The following is a 20,628-nucleotide window of genomic DNA, read 5'->3' on the forward strand; positions in this document are numbered from 1 at the left end:
TCCGTTTTTCGGGGAGCACGAGCATGTCGGAGCGCAGTACGTTCTGGTTGTCGCACCTGTCGGCAATCGAAGCCGAGGGCATCACCACGAAGGCGTACGCCGAGCGCGAGGGGCTGTCGCCGCAGGCGCTCTACCAGTGGCGCAAGCGCCTGGTGGCCGGTGGCCGTCGTAGCCGCGCCAAGCTTGGCGGATTCGTCCCGATCCAGATCGAACCCTCGATGACGCCCCGCGCGGGCTGCACGGTGGTGATCGACGCGCAGTTGCGGCTCGAATGCGCGATGCTGCCCGGCGTCGACTGGCTGGCCGCGCTGTCGGTGGCCCTTGCCGAGCGGGGGCGCTGATGCACCCGGGGCATTCGATCGGTGCGGTGTATCTGTACCGGCCGGCGATCGACTTTCGCAAATCCATCGGCGGACTGTCGGCACTGGTCGAGCAGGAGCTGGGGCTGAACCCGTTCGGCGACGCACTGTACCTGTTCATCAACCGTCGCCGCGACAAGCTCAAGGCGCTGTACTGGCACCGCAACGGCTTTTGCCTCTGGTACAAGCGGCTCGAAGCCGAGCGCTTCGCCTGGCCGGCGGCCGAGGCGGGCGAGCCCACCTGCGTACTGACGATGAAGGAGCTCGAATGGCTGCTTGAGGGCTTCGATCTGTGGGCGGCAAGGCCGCATAAAACGCTGCAATACCAATCAGTTACGTAGCGTGATCGGGTATAATTCCGGCATGCCGCAACGTACCGCCGCCCCTCGCTCGAACCCTTCCGTTGGCGTGTGCGCATCCGTCCTGGCCGAGCTGTTGCCCGACGATCCAGCAACGCTCAAAGCCTTGTTGCTGGCACAGCAGCGTGCCTTCGAGACGCGTGAAGCCGAACGGCAGGCAGCCTTCGAGGCCCGTGAGGCCGCACTCCAGAAAGTCTTCGATGCGCGGGAGGCTGAACGCCAAAGAGCCTTCGATGCGCGGGAGGCTGAACTGCAAAAGGCCTTCGAGGCACGCATCCTCGAGCTCTACGAGCAGCTTCGCCTGGCGCGTCGGCGCATGTTCGGGCCCAGCAGCGAATCGCACGCGGGCCAGGCCTGGCTCTTCGACGAGGCCGAGGCGCTGGCCGAGTCCGCACCCGAGGCGCTCGACACCGCAACCTTGCCGCCGCCGGCCACCGAGACGACGGGTGAGGCGTCCGCCGACACCGGCAAGAAGAAGGCGCGTGGTAAGCGCAAGCCCTTGCCCATCGAGCTGCCGCGCATCGACGTCGTCCATGACGTCCCCGAGGCCGAGCGCACCTGCGCCTGCGGCACGCCCATGGTCGAGATCGGCCAGGACGTCAGCGAACAGCTCGACATCGTCCCGATGCAGGTGCGTGTGCTGCGCCATATCCGCAAGCGCTACGGCTGCCCCGAGGGCGACCAGGCGCCGGTCACCGCCCGCGCCCCGGCGCAGGTGCTGCCCAAGAGCAACGCCAGCAACGACCTGCTGGCCTTGCTGATCGTCATCAAGTACGTCGATGGGCTGCCGCTGGCGCGTTTCGAGTACGTGCTCGCTCGCGCAGGCGTGCTTGTGCCGCGCCAGACCCTGGCGCGCTGGGTGATCGGTACCGCCCAGGCGCTGCAGCCGCTCGCCAACCTGATGCGCGACGTGCTGCTCGGGCACGACGTCATCCACATGGACGAAACCCCGGTGCAGGTGCTCAAGGAGCCTGGCCGGGCAGCCACGAGCAAGAGCCAGATGTGGGTGCAGCGCGGCGGACCGCCGGGCAAGCCGGTGGTCCTCTTCGAGTACGATCCGAGCCGCGCGCAGGCGGTGCCCTTACGCCTGCTCGAAGGCTGGAAGGGGCATCTGATGGCCGACGGGCTCGAGAGCTACGGCGCAATTGCCTTCACCGAAGGGGTGACCCGGCTCGGTTGCTGGGTGCACGCGCGACGTCGTTTCGTCGATGCCAGCAAGGTGCTGCCTGCCGGCAAGCGCGGCCGCGCCCACGAAGCGCTGGCCCTGATCGGCAAGCTCTACGCCATCGAGAAGGACGCGCGCGAACTGAACGACGCCCAGCGCCTGGCGCTACGCCAGAGCAGAAGCCGCGCCGTCATCGACGAACTGCGCCGTTGGCTCGACCAAGTGCTCCCCACCGTGCCGCCCACCTCGGTGCTCGGGGGTGCCCTGGGCTACCTGCATCGGCAGTGGCCGCGTCTGACGCGCTACCTCGAGCGCGGCGATCTGCCGATCGACAACAACCCCGCCGAAAACGCCATCCGTCCCTTCGTGGTCGGGAGAAAGGCATGGCTCTTCTCGGACACTCAGGCCGGTGCGCGTGCCAGCGCACTCCTCTACTCGCTGGTCGAAACCGCCAAGGCCAACGGCTTCGAGCCGTATCTGTGGCTGCGCCACGTGCTGCGCGCCTTGCCCACCGCGACCAACGTCGAACATTTCGAGGCCCTCCTGCCCTGGAATCTCAAGGCTGAGCAGTTGATCACGGCGTAAAGAGCCCGGGAAGGATGGGGTTCGTGGAGCGCTTACGTCGAGCCAGCAAACCTATTTTCTTCAGCTTCCTGTTTATGCCGTTACCGCAGGGCTTATTTATTTGTTAGCTGAAGTCGTAGTCCGAGATTACGGACTCCAAGGGGTCATACTGTCCCAAGCTGTCGCGTACTTAGCTGGTGCGGTCTTATCATTTGTAGTGTTCGGCTTGCGGGCGAGAAGTCGTAGTTGAAGTAAAAATGGTGTGCGACTTAGTCTTTCCTTTAGTAATTCTCGGTTAAGTTCTGTTGAGGCCTTTAGACGATATGGGTGGTTGGCTTTGTCTATAGCGTTTGCGAAAAATTTCAATGTCCGGGGGTCGTTGTGCTAATTTCGGCTCTTTATGTTTATCCGATTTTCATGATGATCGCGGTCTGGAATTTGATTGTAAATGGATCATTTTCCGGCTCAGGGGATCTTGATTTTGGCTTGTTCTTAGCGACCGCTTTTGTCGCCTACTACACGGTTGAGCTGATTCTAAATGGTTTGCGTGGCCGGCATTTGCTTAGTCCTGAGTCATTTTTTGTATTGTTTTTTTCCCTTTTTCATTTTGGATATTTAATTCTTTATTTTTTTGGACTTGGAGAATACGAGGCAGAAGTTTTCTATAATGTTCTTTCGTTAGAGAATTCAATTAATTACTCTCTGGCTTGCGTCTGTTTTTTTATAACAGTTTATAGGGCTATTGAATTCCCTCGGCAGAGATTAATTGATTCAAGCATGTCATCCAGGCCGGAACTGGATGACGCGCAATCTCAAGCAGTCTTCTCAGTTTCAAAAATTCTGTTAGTTTTTTCTTTTTTACTATTCTGGATTCCTGTCATTCCAGTGGCGCCAATTGTCTTGTCGGATTATCGCTCTTTGATTTCAATTGGTGAAATATCTCCATTGGGGCGATTTTTCTGGCTTGGGCAGTATGTTGGTTATTGCGCAATAGCTTTATTCTTAACGGGAAAGCATGCCGTTAGCGAGAGACTGTCTCGCGGCTGGGCATTTTACTTGCTGATTCTTTACGTGTTAAGTTATCTTCTGACAGGCGACCGGGGTGGCTTCATATCGTATTTTGTAATCATCGTTTTTTACTATAGTTTTTCTGAAAAAAGAATTAGCCTTGCGACGGCGGGTGCTACGGTTTTTCTATTGCTTGCGATATCAGCAATGGTTGCCGTTGGGCGTGGACAGTCCGCGTTCAATCCAATAGAAATGGTTAGGATATACATCGATAGTGGGCGCCAGTCACCTTTGGTAGATGCTTTGACTGAGTTTGGGTTGTCCATCAAGACAGTCGTTATTGCAATGTATTACGTGCCGGAACGATATCCTTTTTGGTTTGGTGCCTCGTTTGTGGATTCCCTGCTTATTGCGATTCCTAATCCATTTGGCTTTAGAGTGAGTTCAGGTTTGGGAGTTTTTATCACCGAGGTTGCATTTGGACCCATCGACTCCACGCACGGGAGGGGCGGATCTATTGCGATGGAGTCATATCTGAATTTTGGTTACTTTGGGATAGTGCTTTTTGGTGTTTATGCGGCCTATCTCAAGAAAATATTTCTTATGTATATGCTTGAGAATAGCTTGTTGGTGTCGGTTGTTTTTTATGCGTCTATTGGTGCTTTTGCTCTTTGGATGCGCAATACAAGTGGGGCTGCATTCCGAATTATCGTTTGGTCGTTTGTGTTGTCTAAAATAATTTCATATATTTACTCTCGGCGTAGAGTATAGGTCTATAAAAACTGGGGTTTTGACTGGCCTTGGATGAGATGATTTCGACCCAAAGAAAAAACACTCTTGCTTTTTTTGATTTTAATTTAAATTTCGGCGGCGCTCCGAGAGGGAGTATTGATCTGGCGGGCAATTTGCAAGGGGCTGGTGAAAGCGTTGTTGTGTTTGATGCTTACGGCGCCAACGATCGGTATCTGCAGTATGTGATGCAGAAGGGACTTCAGTTGGAAGTTCTTGTTCCAGGGGTGAAGCAGACTTTCATCGGAGGTTCCGGGGTCGTTAGGGTGCTTCGTGCGGTATTCCAGATTCCTTTGCTTTTAAGGGTGGCGTTCTCGTTGCGATCGCGGGTTTTAAGTAATTCGGTTGCTGTTGTTTGGCTAAATAACGAAAAGTCGCTTGCGATCGCGGCACTTGCATTGATAGGCCTTGGTGTAAAAGTTGCGCTGTATCACAGAGGGTGGGCTAAAGCTGAGAGTTTTTCCTTTCTTTTTCGGCTTCTGATCGAGAGAAGATGCAATCTGCTCTTGGCTCATTCGCATTCTACTGTCGATAACTTGAAGGCTATTTTTCAGAGTAAGAAGATTTTGTATGTGCCGAACGGAATACGTCCTAAGGCTGCCATGGAAAAGGATGATTTCAAGCGGAAAGGCGATACCTTCGAGATATTGCTTCCGGCGGCGCGGCCAGTTAGGGAGAAGGGGCATCACGTTGCGATTGCGGCGGTGGGGGAGTTAAAGAGAAGGGGTATTAGTAACGTTCTTCTTATCTTGCCGGGCGAGGTGGCTACTGGGGTAAGTGATAGATATCGTTCAGAACTTCATGATTTAAGTGAAGAGTTAGGAGTTGCAGAGAATATTCTCTTCCCTGGATGGCTCGACTCTTTAGATGATCAGATAAGGCGCTCAGATGTTGTTATTCTGCCGAGTCATACGGAGGGGTTTCCTCGCGTTGTGATTGAGGCGATGCTTTTGCGCACCCCAGTCGTCGCAACGCCGGTTGGTGGTGTACCCGAAGCTATTGTTCATGAGCAGACCGGGTTTATTATGGATGTTGACGATGTTTGCGGCCTTGCTGATATCTTGCAGAGACTTATCGAGCGTCCCGATCTGATTGGCTCGGTGGTTGATAGTGCTTACGATTTTGCAGTAAAGAACTTTTCAGTTGAACGCCAAATTGCGGATGTGAGAGAGGCTTTTCATGAGCTCATTGAAGATAGAGGGTGATGGACCCCCTTTAGTCAGCGTGCTGATGCCCGCTTACAATGCTGCGAATACCATCGAGTTCGCTCTTGCTTCTCTATTGGCGCAGTCTTATAGCAACTGGGAGTGTGTGGTTGTAGACGACGGGTCTACCGATGAAACACGCGAAGTGCTCTCTAGGTTTCAGGATTCTAGAGTCAGAGTTATATTTTTTTCACAGAATCAAGGGCGAGGTGTTGCTCGTCGTGCGTCACTGGAGGCAGCGGTTGGTAAGTACATTACAATGCTTGATGCCGATGACTGGATTTATCCAGAAAAGCTAGAAAAGCAGGTGGAATTTTTGGAGGCAAATCAAGATGTTGTGCTTCACAGCATGGGCATGGCGATCTCAGACGGTGAGGATATCGTGTCGGTCAGAAAGACGGATGCGGTTGTAAGTCGGAAGTTTGACAGGCTTCATCGAACATTTATTCCGCACGCCCCTTCGATGATTCGGCGGAATGCGATAGGTAATGTAAGCTATGATTCCCGGTTTAAACTTGCGCAGGATCAGGACTTCTTGAGGCGTGTTTTGATCGGAAAGTGTTATGTTGTAGTGCCGGACGTTGGATATTGCTATAGTGAAGTTCAATCCGTCAGCGTGAGTAAGGTGTTTCGAGGCTACTTTTATAATGGGCTGGGTTATTTAAAGTTAGCTGGGTCCTTCGGTTTTTCTGCCGTTCTCTTTGCGTTGGTTGAATTTGGGAAGCCGCTTGTTGTTCTGGTGCGCTATCTTAAAGGGGGGCGAAAATACGTTTTAGAAAAGCGTTCTGCCGCGCCCTGTGCTTCAGACCGTGCGGATTTTGAGGTGGCGAAAGGTCAAGTAAGCATGTGCTATCGCGAGTTTAGGAAAGGCAATAAATGACTGTAAAGGTTTTGCATTTCTTGAAGACCGCTGTAGGCGCTAGTTGGGCGTTACGGCAATTGCGTGAGCTGGTTCGACTTGGTGTTGATGCTCATGTAGCGCTGCCGGACGGGCCGATGTGTGATGCGTATCGGAAGGCAGGGGTAAAAGTATACACGCTCGATTCGAGTCTCAATACTCGAAATGTTTTTGAGAATATTCGTGTTTTTGAAGGTATCAGAAAAATCGTTACAGAGGTTGAGCCAGATCTATTGCATAGCCATTTCGTAACGAATACGTTGGCGCTTAGAATGGCTTTGGGGAAGGAGCATAAGACTCCGAGGATTTTTCAGGTGCCGGGACCTCTTCATCTCGAGCACTCGTTTTTTAGAGTTTTGGAGATCGCGAGCGCTGGAAAGCGTGACTTTTGGATAGGTTCTTGCGAATGGACTTGTAAGAGATATCTGAAGTCGGGAATTCACCCTAGTAGGGTGGGTTTGGTCTACTATGGTGTTGATTTGCCGGATGGCGCAGCAGCACGGACAAACAAGCTGCGCCGCGAATATGGGGTGGGCGATGATTGCGCTGTAGTTGGGAATGTGGCCTATTTTTATCCGCCGAAGCGCTATCTTGGACAGACGGTTGGGTTGAAAGGGCATGAAGATCTTCTGCAGGCTGTGGAGTTGCTGGGTAAGCGAGTGCCGGGACTAACATGTTTCTTGGTGGGTGGTGCATGGCAAGGTGGGGACTGGTATTTTGAGAAGATTAAAGCGATGGCTCGTGATGTATCGACTTGTCGCGTGGTGATGACAGGATTTCGTAGCGATGTGCATCAGATCTACAACGACTTTGATGTGGCTGTTCATCCGTCACATTCTGAAAATGTGGGTGGGGCCGTGGAGTCTTTATTACATCGGGTGCCAACAGTTGCAACGTCAGTAGGGGGATTTCCTGATCTCATCCAACCGGGGGTTACTGGATGGCTCGTCCCTCCGCGCGATCCGATTGCCTTGAGTGACGCTTTAGAAGACGCTTTGCGAGATAGGGAAAGGGCTGCCCAGCTTGCGGCAGTTGGGCGTCGTCGGGTAGAGAAGTTAATGGATGTTCGCAAAAACGCAATCGATCTACTTGCTTACTACGAAGCCATTAAGGGGGCTGGTAAGCTAAGCGGTGATTTGTTCAATCATGGATAAGAGGCTGTTTGATTTGGTTGCTTCGGCAGTGTTGATCTTGGCACTATGTCCGGTATTGATTTCGCTGTACTTTCTTATTCGAACGCGGCTCGGCTCCCCCGTGCTCTTCCGCCAGACCCGCCCCGGCCTGCACGGCAAGCCCTTCCAGATGGTCAAGTTCCGCACCATGCGCGACGCGATCGGCGCGGACGGCCAGCCGCTGCCCGACTCCGAGCGCATGACGCCCTTCGGCAGCTTTCTGCGCTCGGCCAGCCTGGACGAGCTGCCCGAGCTGTGGAACGTGCTCAAGGGCGACATGAGCCTGGTGGGGCCGCGGCCGCTGCTGATGGAATACCTGCCGCTGTATTCGCCCGAGCAGGCGCGCCGCCACGAGGTGCGCCCGGGGGTGACGGGCTGGGCGCAGATCAACGGGCGCAATGCACTGAGCTGGGAAGAGAAGTTCCGCCTGGACGTGTGGTACGTGGACAACCAGTCGTTCTGGCTGGACCTGAAGATCCTGGCGCTGACGGTGAAGAAGGTGTTCGTGCGCGAGGGCATCAGCGCGGCGGGCGAGGTGACGGCGGCGAAGTTCACCGGGTCCGGCGACAAGGGCGTCTGACTTTCCCGGGCGGTACTCGAGGTCCTGTCCCGTGTCCCGTGTCCCGGGACACGGGACAGGATGAAGCAGCGAAACGTGGTGGAGGGCGTGCAGTGAATTCGCCTCTTTTTGCGGTGTACGGTGCGAGCGGATGCGGGCGCGGGATCATGCCGCTGGCGCGCGAGCAGTTGCGCCGCCAGGGCGTGGCGCTGGAGCGGCTGGTGTTCGTCGACGATGCTGCGGTGGGCAGCACGGTGAACGGGCAGCGGGTGCTGTCGTATGCCGATTTTGTGGCCGAGCCGGCGAGCGCGCGCCATGTGGTGCTGGCGATCGCCAACAGCGCGGTGCGCGAGCGCCTGGCGGCACGCTGCGCGGCGGATGGCGTGAGCGCGTGGACGGTGGCGGCGGGCAATGTGGTGGTGATGGATGACGTGGTGATCGGGGAGGGGGCGGCGCTGAGTCCGTTCGTGACCCTCACCTCGAACATCCGCATCGGGCGTTTCTTCCACGCCAATTTGTACAGCTATGTCGAGCATGACTGCGTGATCGGCGACTTCGTGACTTTTGCGCCTGGCGTGAAGTGCAATGGCAACATCATCATCGAGGACCATGCCTACATCGGCACCGGCGCGGTGATCAAGCAGGGCAAGCCCGGCCAGCCCCTGGTGATCGGCCGCGGCGCGGTGGTGGGCATGGGCGCGGTGGTGACGAAGAACGTGCCCGCCGGCGCCACGGTGGTCGGCAACCCCGCGCGCGTGATGGAAAAGGCGGTCTGAGGTTCCTGTAGGAGCGACGCAAGTCGCGAATAGGGCGCCGGTAATGGGCGGCGGCGGCAATGTGCGGCTGCGGTTGGGGACGGCTGCAATCGCGACTTGCGTCGCTCCCACAGTGGCAAATCGCACGCGCCGCTAGGTTTTGTAGGAGCGACGCAAGTCGCGATGCAGCGGATCGGCTGCGCCGCAGGGTTTTGTAGGAGCGACGCAAGTCGCGATCTGGGCGGTGGTAATGGGCGACGGCGGTTGGGGACGGCTGCAATCGCGACTTGCGTCGCTCCCACAGTGGCTAATCGCACGCGCCGCAAGGTTTTGTAGGAGCGACGCAAGTCGCGAGTGATCGGGGGCGTAATGAGGAACCGAACCGGCAACAACCCGAAGCGACGGATCGTCAAGGACGCGTTGCCGGACATGGCCGCCCGCGAGTTGCTGCTCGCCCATGTGCGCTACGTGGGTAGCGGCCACCACAAGATCTACCCGGCGAACTATGGACTTGGGCGGACAAACCCGCGGCCGACTTCGTCGGTTTGTGATGCGCTGCGTCCCTTGCCGCTTGCCGAGGCGACGGAATTGTTGCGGCAAGGCGTGCTGCGGGCGATGTTCAGCACCTATGTACAGGATGGGTTTCCGAAGTACATCTGGAGCGTGTCGGCCGATGGCACGGTGTACGAGGCGAAGACGCATCCGAATACGCCGGGGCAGTACCACGGCTATCCGCTCGAAAAGGAAGACCGTATGTGCGACGAGGTGAAGGCCGCATGGGAGGCCCGATGCTAGGGACTTGGGAGATCACTGCTGGCTGGGAGGCGCTCGATACGGGCAGCGATGAGGAGCGTGCCTGCTTTGCGGCGGTGGGCATTCGCGCACATTCGATCTGGTTGACCGAGGGGCATGACGCGATCGTGAACCGGCTGCGCCAGGCGCCGTACCTGTCGGCCTACGATTTGGCCGAGTGGCTGGCGTGGAATTGGTGGCGGCTGCGTTGGGAGCCGCGCTCGATGGCCGAAGGGTGGGATTTTTCGCACAGGATGGCGAGCATCGGGGGCGGCTACATCTGGCCGGACATTACGATTTTTTCGGACGGCGAGCGCACGGTGCTGCTGTCGCGGGCCACGGCGGCGCGGCCACAGACGCCGTTTCGGTACATCAATCAGGTGGCGCCGGTGATTTCTGCGCTCGACTTCGAGCGGGGCGTGGAGGTTTTTGTGGTGCAGGTGCTGGAGCGCCTCGAGTCCATGGGGGTGCGCGATTCGAACCTGAGCCGGGTATGGCGCGATGTCCAGGCGGAGCGCGGCGACGCGACGCTGGGGCGGCGGCGCAAGCTCGAGGCGCTGATGGGGGTGGATCCGGATGAATCGGATCCGGAGCTTGTCGAGCGCGTGCTGGCGGATGCGGTGCGCTTGGGCCAGGGCGCGGTGGAAGAGCTGGCCGCCGATGCGGGTGGCGCGGCCGAGCGGCGGCGGGTGTTGTCTGCGGACGAACTGGCGGGCCTTGCCGTGCGCAGCGGGTTTGCGGCCTCGTTCGACGATGCCGTGCGGCTGGCGGCGCCTGCGACGGTGGCGCCGCGCGGACAGTTGGCGGCCTGGCAGCTTGGCGCGGACGCGGCGAAGGCACTGCGCGCGCAGGAGGCGCTGGGAGAGGGCGCGATCGACGATGTGGCGCTGGCTGCGTTGCTGGGGGTGACGCCCGCTGCGTTGAAACGCCCCGCGGGCGGTGAGGCGGTGGGAATTTCGTTTGCGTTGCGGCAGGCGGGCGAGGCGGATCGTGTGTTGTTGCGCTCGCGTGTGCCGGCGGGCCGCCGCTTTGAGCTTGCGCGCTTGCTGGGCGATCGCTTGCTCGGGGATGTCGCGGAGTCGCTGCATCCGGCGACCCGTTCCACGACCTACCGGCAAAAGGCCCAGCGCGCATTCGCCGCCGAGTTGCTGAGCCCCTTCGCGCAGGTGTGGGGCATGCTCGACGGAGACTTTTCGGCCGAGAGCCAGCAAGAGGTAGCTGAGCATTTCAAGGTGTCGGAGCTGACGATCCGGACGCAGTTGGTGAACCATCGGATTCTGGACCGCGACGAGCTGGAGTCGGAGGAGTTTTCGATTGCGGCGTGATGGGTCGGTGTGGTTCCGGCCCGATGGGTTTTGTAGGAGCGACGCAAGTCGCGATGCAGCGGATCGGCGACGCCGCAAGGTTTTGTAGGAGCGACGCAAGTCGCGATCTGGGCGGTGGGAATGAGCAGCGGCGGTTGGGGACGGCCCCAATCGCGACTTGCGTCGCTCCCACAGTGGCAAATCGCACGCGCCGCAAGGTTTTGTAGGAGCGACGCAAGTCGCGATGCAGCGGATCGGCGACGCCGCAAGGTTTTGTAGGAGCGACGCAAGTCGCGATTTGGGCGGTGGGAATGGGCGACGGCGGTTGGGGACGGCCGTAATCGCGACTTGCGTCGCTCCCACAGTGGTTGGGGACGGCCGTAATCGCGACTTGCGTCGCTCCCACAGCGGTCGGGGCCGCTGCAATCGCGACTTGCGTCGCTCCTACACATGGGCGGCGATGCGGTGGACTTTTTTGCCTGGTCGTGCGCGACGGTGATGTCGCGGTACGGGCGGGCGTGGATTTTTGACTACGGGCGATTTTTCGATGCTGAACACTCCTTTTAGCCCCTGGCCTTCCTTCACGACCGAAGAGGCCGACGCGGTGCGCGATGTGCTGCTGTCGAACAAGGTGAATTACTGGACCGGTACCGAGTGCCGCGCGTTCGAGAAGGAATACGCCGCCTGGGCGGGCACGCGCTACGCGGTGGCGCTGGCCAACGGCACGCTGGCGCTGGACGTGGCGCTGCACGCGCTGGGCATCGGCCCGGGCGACGAGGTGGTGGTGACGCCGCGCACCTTCATCGCGAGCGTGTCGTGCGTGGTGAATGCGGGGGCGACGCCGGTGTTTGCGGATGTGGACCCCGACAGCGGCAACCTGTCGGCCGAGACCATCGCGCGCGTGCTGACGCCGCGCACGCGGGCGGTGATCTGCGTGCATCTGGCGGGGTGGCCGTGCGACATGGATCCGATCATGGCGCTGGCCGAACAGCATGGGCTGAAGGTGATCGAGGACTGCGCGCAGGCGCATGGGGCGCGCTACAAGGGGCGCAGCGTGGGCTCGATCGGGCACGTGGGGGCGTGGTCCTTCTGCCAGGACAAGATCATGACGACCGGCGGCGAGGGCGGCATGGTGACGACCAACGACGAGGCGCTGTGGCGCGACATGTGGTCGTTCAAGGACCACGGCAAGAGCTACGCGGCGGTGTACGAGCGCGAGCATCCGCCGGGCTTCCGCTGGCTGCACGAGGGCTTCGGCACCAACTGGCGCATGCTCGAGATGCAGGCGGCGGTGGGGCGCATCCAGTTGCGCCGCATGGCGGCGTGGACGGCGGCGCGCGAGGCCCATGCCGAGGCCATTCTGGCGGTGTGCCGGCGGCATGCGGTGCTGCGGGTTCCCGAGTTTCGCTGCAATGCGGCAAAATGCGATCCGGGTTGCGCGGCAAGGTCGGGTTGTGTGCACGCGCAATACAAGTGCTATGCGTATGTGAACCCCGAGCGCCTGGCCGAGGGCTGGAGCCGCGACCGCATCGCCGCCGAGATCAATGCGCGCGGGGTGCCGTGCTACCAGGGCTCGTGCTCGGAGGTGTATCTGGAGAGGGCCTTCGACGACACCGGCTGGCGGCCGGCCGAGCGCCTGCCGGTGGCGCGCGCGCTGGGCGAGACTTCGCTGATGTGGCTGGTGCATCCGACGCTGACGGCGGCGGAGATCGACCAGACCTGCAAGGTGGTGGACGAGGTGCTGGGGCTGGCGGCGCGCTGATGCGGGCGGTCGGGCCAAAGGCGGAATCTGATGCGTAATTCATTGTTGGGGTTGCCGCGGCCTTACAAGCGTGCGCTGCAGGTGGTGGCGGACGTGGTGCTGGTGTGGGTGGCGCTGTGGCTGGCGTTTTACCTGCGCCTGGAGGACGTGCGCGCGATCGAGCCCTTCGGCGGCCATCTGCGCGTGTTCTTGCTGGCGCCGGTGCTGACGCTGCCTTTCTTCGTGGTGCTGGGTCTGTATCGGGCGGTGTTGCGCTATGTGGGCCGGCACGCGCTGATCACGATCGGCAAGGCGGTGACGCTGGCGGCGCTGGTGTTCTGGCTGGTGGTGCTGGCGCTGCCGGCGCAGCAGCCGCCGGTGCCGCGCTCGGTGCCGCTGATCTATTGGGCGACGGCGATGCTGCTGCTGGGCGGGCTGCGCCTGGTGATGCGCAATGTCTTCCTGGGCGAGTGGACACCGCTGCCGCCGGCGGTGCGCGGGGTGCGAGGGGTGCCGCATCGTGTCGAGGGCGCGCAGGAGCGCCCGCGCGTGGTGGTGTACGGTGCGGGCAGCGCGGGCAACCAGCTGGTGAGCGCGCTGCGCGCCGGGCGCGAGCTGCGGCCGATGGCCTTCGTGGATGACGATGCGTCGCTGTGGGGCACGGTGGTCGATGGTCTGCCGGTGTATGCGCCCGAGGACATGGGCCGCATGCTGGCGGAGACGGGAGCGAAGCAGGTGCTGCTGGCGGTGCCGTCGGCGTCGCGCCAGCGCCGGCGCGAGATCCTCGATCTGATCGACCCGTATCCGGTGCATGTGCGCACGCTGCCGGGCTTCAAGAGCCTGGTCGATGGCAAGGTGAAGGTGCAGGACCTGCAGGAGGTGGACATCGCCGACCTGCTGGGGCGCGAGCCGGTGGAGCCGGACGAGGCGCTGTTCGAGCGCTGCATCCTGGACCAGGTGGTGATGGTGACGGGGGCGGGCGGCTCGATCGGTTCGGAGCTGTGCCGCCAGATCGTGACCTGCCGGCCGCGCGGGCTGGTGCTGTTCGAGCATTCGGAATACGCGCTGTATTCGATCCACACCGAGCTCGAGCGCTACATCAAGGAGCGCGGGCTGGTGATCGAGCTGGTGGGGATGCTGGGCTCGGTGCGCAACGGCGGGCGCATGTTCGATGCGCTGACGGCGTGGAAGGTGGATACGGTGTATCACGCGGCGGCGTACAAGCATGTGCCGATCGTGGAGCACAACATCGCGCAGGGCTTCTTCAACAACACCATGGGCACGCTGCACGCGGCGCAGGCGGCGTTGCGCGCGGGGGTGCGCAACTTCGTGCTGATCTCGACCGACAAGGCGGTGCGCCCGACCAATGTGATGGGGGCGACCAAGCGCCTGGCCGAGCTGGTGCTGCAGGGGCTGTCGGTGGAGCCGGCGCCGGTGCTGTTCCGCGAGGATGTGGAGGGGGCGGTGCCGAACCGCACGCGCTTTACCATGGTGCGTTTCGGCAATGTGCTGGGCTCGTCGGGTTCGGTGATTCCGCTGTTCCGCGAGCAGATCCGCCGCGGTGGGCCGATCACGGTGACCGACCCGCGCATCACGCGCTATTTCATGACCATCCCCGAGGCGGCGCAGCTGGTGATCCAGGCGGGTTCGATGGGCGAGGGCGGCGACGTGTTCGTGCTCGACATGGGCCAGCCGGTGAAGATCGTGGATCTGGCCGAGCGCATCGTGCATTTGTCTGGCCTGTCGGTGAAGTCGAAGTCGCACCCGCAGGGCGACATCGAGATCGTCTTCACCGGCCTGCGCCCCGGCGAGAAGCTGTACGAGGAGCTGCTGATCGGCGACAACGTGCTGCCCACCGCGCATTCGATGATCATGCGCGCCAACGAGGAGCGCCTGTCCTGGCGCCAGCTCACCCTCGGTCTGGACGCCATCATCCAGGCCATCAAGAACGGCGACTACCCCGCGGTGCGCGAGGTGCTGAAGCTGCTGGTGAGCGGCTACGAGCCCGACGAGCGCCTGGTGGATTTCATCTACCTGAAGCGCAATCAGGAGGAAGACCGCCCGTAGGCGCCACGCAAGTCGCGATAGCGGCCTCTCCGTGCTCGACGCCGCCGGTTTGCCGCATCCCGGGCCGCTCGATCGCGACTTGCGTCGCTCCCACGTCCCACCCCAAGCACCGACGGTTCTGTAGGAGCGACGCAAGTCGCGATTCCTGCCGCCGCACCCCGTGCGCCGGTGGGTCCTGTAGGAGCGACGCAAGTCGCGATAGCAGCCTCTCCATGCTCGACGCCGTCGGTTTGCCGCATCCCGGTCCGCTGGATCGCGACTTGCGTCGCTCCCACGTCCCACCCCAAGCTCCGATGGTTTTGTAGGAGCGACGCAAGTCGCGATTCCGGCCGCCGCACCCCGTGCGCCGCCGGGTCCTGTAGGAGCGACGCAAGTCGCGATTGCGACCGCCGCACCCCAAGCGCCGACGGTTTTGTAGGAGCGACGCAAGTCGCGATAGCGGCCTCTCCGTGCTCGACGCCGCCGGTTTGCCGCATCCCGGGCCGCTGGATCGCGACTTGCGTCGCTCCTACGTCCCACCCCAAGCGCCGACGGTTTTGTAGGAGCGACGCAAGTCGCGATTCCAGCCCCCCCGCCATCCACGAATCCCTGCTGTTGTCGTGGTTAATGCTCGCCTATATTGGGGTTGGGCTGTCGCGGAAGATTCGCTTCCCGATCGGGCTGCCCCGCGGCGGTCCGGCGTGGGGGGCGGCGCGTGGTGGTGGCGCGGCCCTCCGCTGCAGGTTGCGCGCCTGGGCCCGGACAGTCGGGCAGGGTAGCCGCTACGATCGGCCATTCACCAACCGCTACGGAGGTTGTGATGACGGCGATCGTTTGTGCCGATGCGGGGGCGGCGAGCCTGTCCATGCAGTGGGGTGTCGGCCCGTGCCGGCCGGACCATTCCGAGTTTCGCAAGGTGGGCGAGGACGTGCTGGGCGCGGTGAAGTACCTGCTGTGCGCCCTGGCCGTGCAGCCCGTGTGCCGGGTGGCGACGGATTCGCTCGAGGCGGCGCTGGCGGAGGGGCTGGCGGCGTTGCCCGAGGCGCGTCGGGCGCGTTACCGCGAGGGCGCCGCCTTGCTGCTGGGGGCGGACGATGCGATCCGCGCGCGCATCTTCGGGCGCCATGCCGCGGTGCCGGTCGAGCGCGTGCGCGAGCTGGGCTTCGACGCGCTGCTGGCGGCGACCCGCGCGCCGGTGCTGGACGCGAAGCTGCTCGGCATGCCGCGGCGCGAGGCCGCGGTGGTGTCGTTCGAGCGCCTCGAGGCGGTGTGGGGGCCGATGACGGCGGTGTCGGCGGTGTCGTTCACGCCCGAGCTGTTGGGGGCGGTGGTGCCGATGACCGGCGGCTCGTCCGGCATCGATCCGGAGGTGCCGTTCCCGGGCTATTACCGCAAGCTCGAATTCAGCGTGCGGCAGCTCAAGTGCTTCGACGAGACCAACCCGGAGTCCTTCGGCGACGACGAGATCGGCATCGGCGGCACGGCGGTGCATACCGACGGCACGGTGACCCAGGTCGGAAGGAAGACCTACGATGATTTCTCGGACGGCGACTCGGCGTGGCTGAACTGGACCTTCGCGTCCTTCACCCGGACGAAGCCGAAGTCGGGCGGAATCGTCTATGACACCTATGGCGTCTTCATCGCCTTGGCGGAGGTCGATTCGGGCGGGTTTCAAAAGGCGCTCGACAAGATCTACGCGCAGGTGCAGGACAAGGTGAAGGCGGCGATCGCCACCGCCGTGACCGCTGGCGCCTCGCCCTTCGTCGGCCCCTTCCTCGGCGCCGTCGCGGGCGCGGTGGCGGCGTGGGTGGCCGACAAGCTGATCGGGTGGGTGATCAGCTGGTTCGGCGACGACCTGTTCCCCGTCAAGTACGCCACGCTGACCGGCCCCCGCGGCTTTGCCTTTTACCCGTCCGACAAGTGGATCCACGAGGGCACGGGGTATCGCAGCAAGGACGAGTGGCTGCAGTTCTACGGCCACGGCGGACACTACGGCGTGCGCTACTACTGGCGCGTGAGCGACTGGGTGAACGGCAGCGCGCCACAGTGACCTCCGCGCAATCCCCAGCGCCGGATCGCGACTTGCGTCGCTCCTACGGCACCAGATTGACCGCATTCGCCTCATTCCCCGCGACGGTTTTCATGTAGGAGCGACGCAAGTCGCGATAGCGGCCGCCGTACCACAGTCGCTGCCGGGTTCCGTGGGAGCGACGCAAGTCGCGATAGCCGCCGCCGTACTACAGGCGCTGCCGGGTTCCGTGGGAGCGACGCAAGTCGCGATAGCGGCCGCCGTACCTCAGGCGCTGCCGGGTTCCGTAGGAGCGACGCAAGTCGCGATCCGGGCGTTTCGCAAACGACCCACCTACCCCGGCAGCCAGACGGCGTCCCAGTGGGGATAGGCGCGCACGCTGGCGACCAAGCCGGCGCGCAGGGGGTTGGCGACGATGTAGCGGGCGAGGGCGGAGAGGTCTTCCTCCTCGCGCAGCGCGTGGTCGTGGAAGCCGGTTTGCCAGCGTGGCTGGCCGGGGGTGTGGAGGAGGTGGTTGATGGCGCGTGCCGATGCCGCCTTGAAGCCTGCGACGAGCCGGGAGAGGCTGCCGCTCTCGAGCTGCACGAGCCAGTGCAGGTGATCGGGCATGAGCACCCAGGCCAGGGTGGTCGAGCGGCCTTGCGCGTCGGCGTGGCGCAGGTGTGCGATGGTGCTGCGGGCGAGACGCAGGTCGTCGAAAAGCCGCGCGCGGCCGTGCGTGACCGTGGTGATCAGATAGATCCGCCCCGATTCCGAAACCCGACCGCGGCGGAGGTGATGAGTGTGCGGAAGCATGCCGATAGAATAACGGAGGATGTGATCGGCATGGAAGACGCGCGCCGCGATCCCGGCCAGCGTTCAGGCGGATCGCCCGATCGCGACTTGCGTCGCTCCCACGAGAACCATCAGGCTCCGTTCAGCGCCTGGAATTGCTTGTAGGAGCGACGCAAGTCGCGATTCCGGCCTTGCAGCCCTTGCCAGGCGTGCATCGCCTGCCGGACCGCCCGATCGCGACTTGCGTCGCTCCCACGAGAACCGTCAGGCTCCGCTCGATCGCGACTTGCGTCGCTCCCACGAAAACCGTCACGCGCCGGGTGATCGGGGCGTTCCGCCCCCTTATTCCGTATCGACGAAGCCCTGGGTGCTGAAATCCGCGGTGGCGGGGCGGGTGAGGGTGGGGTTCTGGCGGGCGTACTGCAGGAAGGCGTCGGCGTAGGCGAGGAAGGTCTCCTCGCGGCGGTCGGCGCCGAGCGTGCCGAGGGTGGTGTAGCCGTCCTGGCCGGCCGCGATGAAGTCGTTGGTGATCATGCGGTAGGTCGCGGCCTCGTCGAGCGCCACCCACTGGCCTTGGGCGTTGCGATGCTCGAGCGCGCCGATGCGCTGGCCGAGGGGCTGGCGCAGGTCGACCTGCCAGCGCAGCGCGCCGGCGTAGGGGTAGGAGCCGGTGTTGCCGGCGACCACGCTCTGCATCGCGTCCTCGAGGGTGGCGCGCAGCTCGGCGCCGGTGAGGGTGAGCGCGACCAGCGTGTTCTTGAACGGCAGCACGGTGTAGATGTGCCCGATCGTGACCGTGCCCGCGGCCAGGTCGACGCGCACGCCGCCGCCGTTCTGCAGCGAGAGGTCGGCGCCGCCGAAGCGCTGGCCCTGGCGCAGGAAGGCTTCGGCGACGAGCTGCTGGACGTCGCCGCCGTGCGCGATCACGTGCGGATCGAGGTTGCAGCCGTCGAGCTTCGAGCGCGAGGGGTCGCGCCGGGTGCCGGGGACGCGGCGCAGGCAGAGGTTCTGCTGCGCGACGGCGACCGGCTCGGCGCCGAAGGCCTTCACCTGGCTGGCGTAGTCGGCGAGCACGGCGCTGGCGGCGGCGTCCGGTTCGGTGACGCGCAGCGCCGGCTGGCTGGCGAGATCGGCGCGGGCGGCGGCGAGGGCGTCGCCGGCGAGCGTGCCGAGCGTGCTGCCGATGAGGATGTGCGGCTGGCCGGCGCAGGACTTGACCTCGCCCTGGCCGTCGAAGAGCACGTCGAGCTCGCCGACCACGGCGCTGTATTGCCAGGCCTGGACGACGCAGACCGCGTCGCCGTCCTTGTTGCGCGCGGCGGTGGGGTAGGCGCCGGCGGGCGAGAGGCCGAAGGTCTTCAGGTTGTCGTCGCCGAGCAGGCTGTGCGAGTCGCCGCCGACGATGACGTCGACGCCCGAGAGCTGCGCGGCGATCGCCTGGTCCTGGGCGTAGCCGAGGTGCGAGAGCAGGACGATCTTGTCGATGCCCTGGGCGCGCAGGCGGTCGATCTCGCGCTGAGCGGAGTCCGCCTCGTCGAGCAGCCGGGTGCCGGGGTCGGGGCGCGAGGCGTTCTGCGTCTTGGCGGCGGTGGTGAGGCCGACGATGCCGATGCGCTCGCCGCCGCGCTCGACCACCACCGAGGGGCGCACGCTGTCGCTGCCGAGCGGCGAGCCGGCGCGCGGGGCGAGGTTGGCCGAGAGCACCGGGGTGCGGCAGTCGGGGGCGGACCAGAGGTGGTCGATGAAGGTCTGGAGGCCGGCGTCGCCGGAGTCGAGCTCGTGGTTGCCGACGGCCATGGCGTCGAAGCAGACGCGGTTCATCAGCGCGGCGTCGGCTTCGCCTTCGCTGAGGGTGTAGTAGAGCGTGCCGGTGATGGCATCGCCGGCGTGCAGCTTGAGGACGTGCTCGTGGCGCGCGGCGAGCTCGGCGATCGCCGTGGCGACGCGCGGGAAGCCGCCGAGCTTGACGGTCACGCTCGCGCGCGTGTCGTCGCTGCCGGTGCGCAGGCGCAGGCTGGCGTCGGATTCGTCGAGGTTGGAGTGGTGGTCGTTGATGTGGAGGATGGCCAGGCGGTAGTCGGGCCTGGGCGCATCGGGCTGCGCCGCTGCGGGCACCGGCTCGGCGTCGGCCTTGGCCTCGCCGGAGGAGGTGTCGGTGCAGCCGGCGAGCATGATCGCGCCGGTGAGCAGCAGCAGCTTGGGGATGCCGGGGTGACGCATGGCGGAGCCTCTTGTCCGTTTCGAGGATGGACGGAGGATCGCGAAAGGAGGTTAAGTGGTGATGAAAGCCGCGGGGTGGTTCGGGCAATCGCGACTCGCGTCGCTCCCACGAAAACCATCGCGCTGGTCGTGCGCCGGTCCCAGATCGCCCACGGCATTTCCCGTAGGAGCGACGCAAGTCGCGATATCGGCCATGCCGCCCTTGCCGTCGCGCATTGCCTGCGGAATCGCCCGATCGCGACTTGCGTCGCTCCCACGAAAACCATCGCGCTGGTCGTGCGCCATCGCAAGATCGCCCACGGCGTTTCCCGTAGGAGCGACGCAAGTCGCGATATCGACCATGCCGCCCTTGCCGCCGCGCATTGCCTGCGGAATCGCCCGGTCGCGACTTGCGTCGCTCCTACGAAAACCATCGCGCTGGTCGTGCGCCATCGCAAGATCGCCCACGGCGTTTCCCGTGGGAGCGACGCAAGTCGCGATATCGGTCATGCCGCCCTTGCCGTCGCGCATTGCCTGCGGAATCGCCCGGTCGCGACTCGCGTCGCTCCCACGAAAACCATCGCGCTGGTCGTGCGCCATCGCCAGATCGCCCACGGCGTTTCCCGTAGGAGCGACGCAAGTCGCGATATCGGCCATGCCGCCCTTGCCGTCGCGCATTGCCTGCGGAATCGCCCGGTCGCGACTCGCGTCGCTCCCACGAAAGCGGCGTTGCAATGCGGGTGGTGCGTGAAATCCTGTGATTCGGGAACGGCATCGATTGGGCAATCCGCTCCCGGCTTGATGGCAATCCGGATGCCGCGGTGTTCCGTTCGGCTCGAAAGAGAAAGCCCCGACCGGATGATTGACCTTGTGATGTGTCGTCATCGGGGCGGGGCTTTTGACCGGGGAA

Annotated in this window: 17 protein-coding genes; 14 read left to right on the top strand and 3 right to left on the bottom strand. The window is 62.9% G+C overall.

Annotated features, from left to right (window positions below):
• Positions 1–23 precede the first annotated feature (23 nt).
• From tnpA to ACZ5PP_RS17875, 14 genes are all read left to right on the top strand, one after another.
• On the top strand, positions 24–341 hold the full coding sequence (gene tnpA / locus ACZ5PP_RS17810) for an IS66 family insertion sequence element accessory protein TnpA (protein ID WP_012584785.1): 318 nt from the start codon (positions 24–26) through the stop codon (positions 339–341).
• Positions 341–700: an IS66 family insertion sequence element accessory protein TnpB gene (gene tnpB, locus ACZ5PP_RS17815; RefSeq protein ID WP_012584784.1), complete on the top strand. Its 360-nt coding sequence runs from the start codon at positions 341–343 to the stop codon at positions 698–700. The genes tnpA and tnpB overlap by 1 nt, the downstream gene beginning before the upstream one ends.
• 22 nt (positions 701–722) lie before the next feature.
• Positions 723–2,468 carry an IS66 family transposase gene (tnpC, locus tag ACZ5PP_RS17820; protein ID WP_012584783.1) on the top strand — a complete coding sequence of 582 codons (1,746 nt, stop codon included), beginning with the start codon at positions 723–725 and terminating at the stop codon, positions 2,466–2,468.
• A gap of 396 nt (positions 2,469–2,864) precedes the next feature.
• Positions 2,865–4,226, top strand: a complete 1,362-nt coding sequence (gene wzy / locus ACZ5PP_RS17825; RefSeq protein WP_464826403.1) for an O-antigen polysaccharide polymerase Wzy — start codon at positions 2,865–2,867, stop codon at positions 4,224–4,226.
• A gap of 38 nt (positions 4,227–4,264) precedes the next feature.
• Positions 4,265–5,449: a glycosyltransferase family 4 protein gene (locus ACZ5PP_RS17830; RefSeq protein WP_464826404.1), complete on the top strand. Its 1,185-nt coding sequence runs from the start codon at positions 4,265–4,267 to the stop codon at positions 5,447–5,449.
• Positions 5,424–6,329: a glycosyltransferase family 2 protein gene (locus ACZ5PP_RS17835; protein ID WP_464826405.1), complete on the top strand. Its 906-nt coding sequence runs from the start codon at positions 5,424–5,426 to the stop codon at positions 6,327–6,329. The genes ACZ5PP_RS17830 and ACZ5PP_RS17835 overlap by 26 nt, the downstream gene beginning before the upstream one ends.
• A complete protein-coding gene (locus ACZ5PP_RS17840; protein ID WP_464826406.1) occupies positions 6,326–7,501 on the top strand; it encodes a glycosyltransferase family 4 protein in 1,176 nt (391 codons plus the stop codon). Before ACZ5PP_RS17835 ends, ACZ5PP_RS17840 begins: the two co-directional genes overlap by 4 nt.
• The gene (locus ACZ5PP_RS17845; RefSeq protein WP_464826407.1) at positions 7,494–8,099 is read left to right on the top strand and encodes a sugar transferase; all 606 of its coding nucleotides are present in this window, start codon (positions 7,494–7,496) and stop codon (positions 8,097–8,099) included. Before ACZ5PP_RS17840 ends, ACZ5PP_RS17845 begins: the two co-directional genes overlap by 8 nt.
• Positions 8,100–8,191: 92 nt before the next feature.
• Positions 8,192–8,854, top strand: coding sequence for a NeuD/PglB/VioB family sugar acetyltransferase (locus ACZ5PP_RS17850; protein WP_464826408.1), 663 nt, complete (start codon positions 8,192–8,194; stop codon positions 8,852–8,854).
• 348 nt (positions 8,855–9,202) lie between these two features.
• Complete coding sequence (locus ACZ5PP_RS17855; protein ID WP_012584872.1) at positions 9,203–9,628, top strand: hypothetical protein; 426 nt, start codon at positions 9,203–9,205, stop codon at positions 9,626–9,628.
• Positions 9,622–10,950, top strand: coding sequence for a hypothetical protein (locus tag ACZ5PP_RS17860; RefSeq protein WP_464826409.1), 1,329 nt, complete (start codon positions 9,622–9,624; stop codon positions 10,948–10,950). Before ACZ5PP_RS17855 ends, ACZ5PP_RS17860 begins: the two co-directional genes overlap by 7 nt.
• Before the next feature lie 526 nt (positions 10,951–11,476).
• A complete protein-coding gene (locus tag ACZ5PP_RS17865; protein WP_004315162.1) occupies positions 11,477–12,691 on the top strand; it encodes a DegT/DnrJ/EryC1/StrS family aminotransferase in 1,215 nt (404 codons plus the stop codon).
• A 30-nt stretch (positions 12,692–12,721) separates the two neighbouring features.
• Positions 12,722–14,737 (top strand): polysaccharide biosynthesis protein, encoded by a 2,016-nt coding sequence (locus tag ACZ5PP_RS17870; protein ID WP_464826410.1) that lies wholly within the window; start codon positions 12,722–12,724, stop codon positions 14,735–14,737.
• 799 nt (positions 14,738–15,536) lie between these two features.
• The gene (locus ACZ5PP_RS17875) at positions 15,537–16,766 is read left to right on the top strand and encodes a hypothetical protein (RefSeq protein WP_464826411.1); all 1,230 of its coding nucleotides are present in this window, start codon (positions 15,537–15,539) and stop codon (positions 16,764–16,766) included.
• Positions 16,767–17,078: 312 nt separating this feature from the next.
• On the opposite strand, the gene ACZ5PP_RS17880 is transcribed toward ACZ5PP_RS17875, so the two are convergent.
• From ACZ5PP_RS17880 to ACZ5PP_RS17890, 3 genes are all read right to left on the bottom strand, one after another.
• On the bottom strand, positions 17,079–17,540 hold the full coding sequence (locus ACZ5PP_RS17880) for an REP-associated tyrosine transposase (RefSeq protein ID WP_464826412.1): 462 nt from the start codon (positions 17,538–17,540) through the stop codon (positions 17,079–17,081).
• Positions 17,541–17,861: 321 nt separating this feature from the next.
• Positions 17,862–19,739 (bottom strand): bifunctional metallophosphatase/5'-nucleotidase, encoded by a 1,878-nt coding sequence (locus ACZ5PP_RS17885; RefSeq protein ID WP_464826413.1) that lies wholly within the window; start codon positions 19,737–19,739, stop codon positions 17,862–17,864.
• A 51-nt stretch (positions 19,740–19,790) separates the two neighbouring features.
• The gene (locus ACZ5PP_RS17890; RefSeq protein WP_464826414.1) at positions 19,791–20,603 is read right to left on the bottom strand and encodes a hypothetical protein; all 813 of its coding nucleotides are present in this window, start codon (positions 20,601–20,603) and stop codon (positions 19,791–19,793) included.
• Positions 20,604–20,628 lie beyond the last annotated feature (25 nt).

The sequence above is a fragment of the Thauera sp. DNT-1 genome (assembly GCF_055393985.1).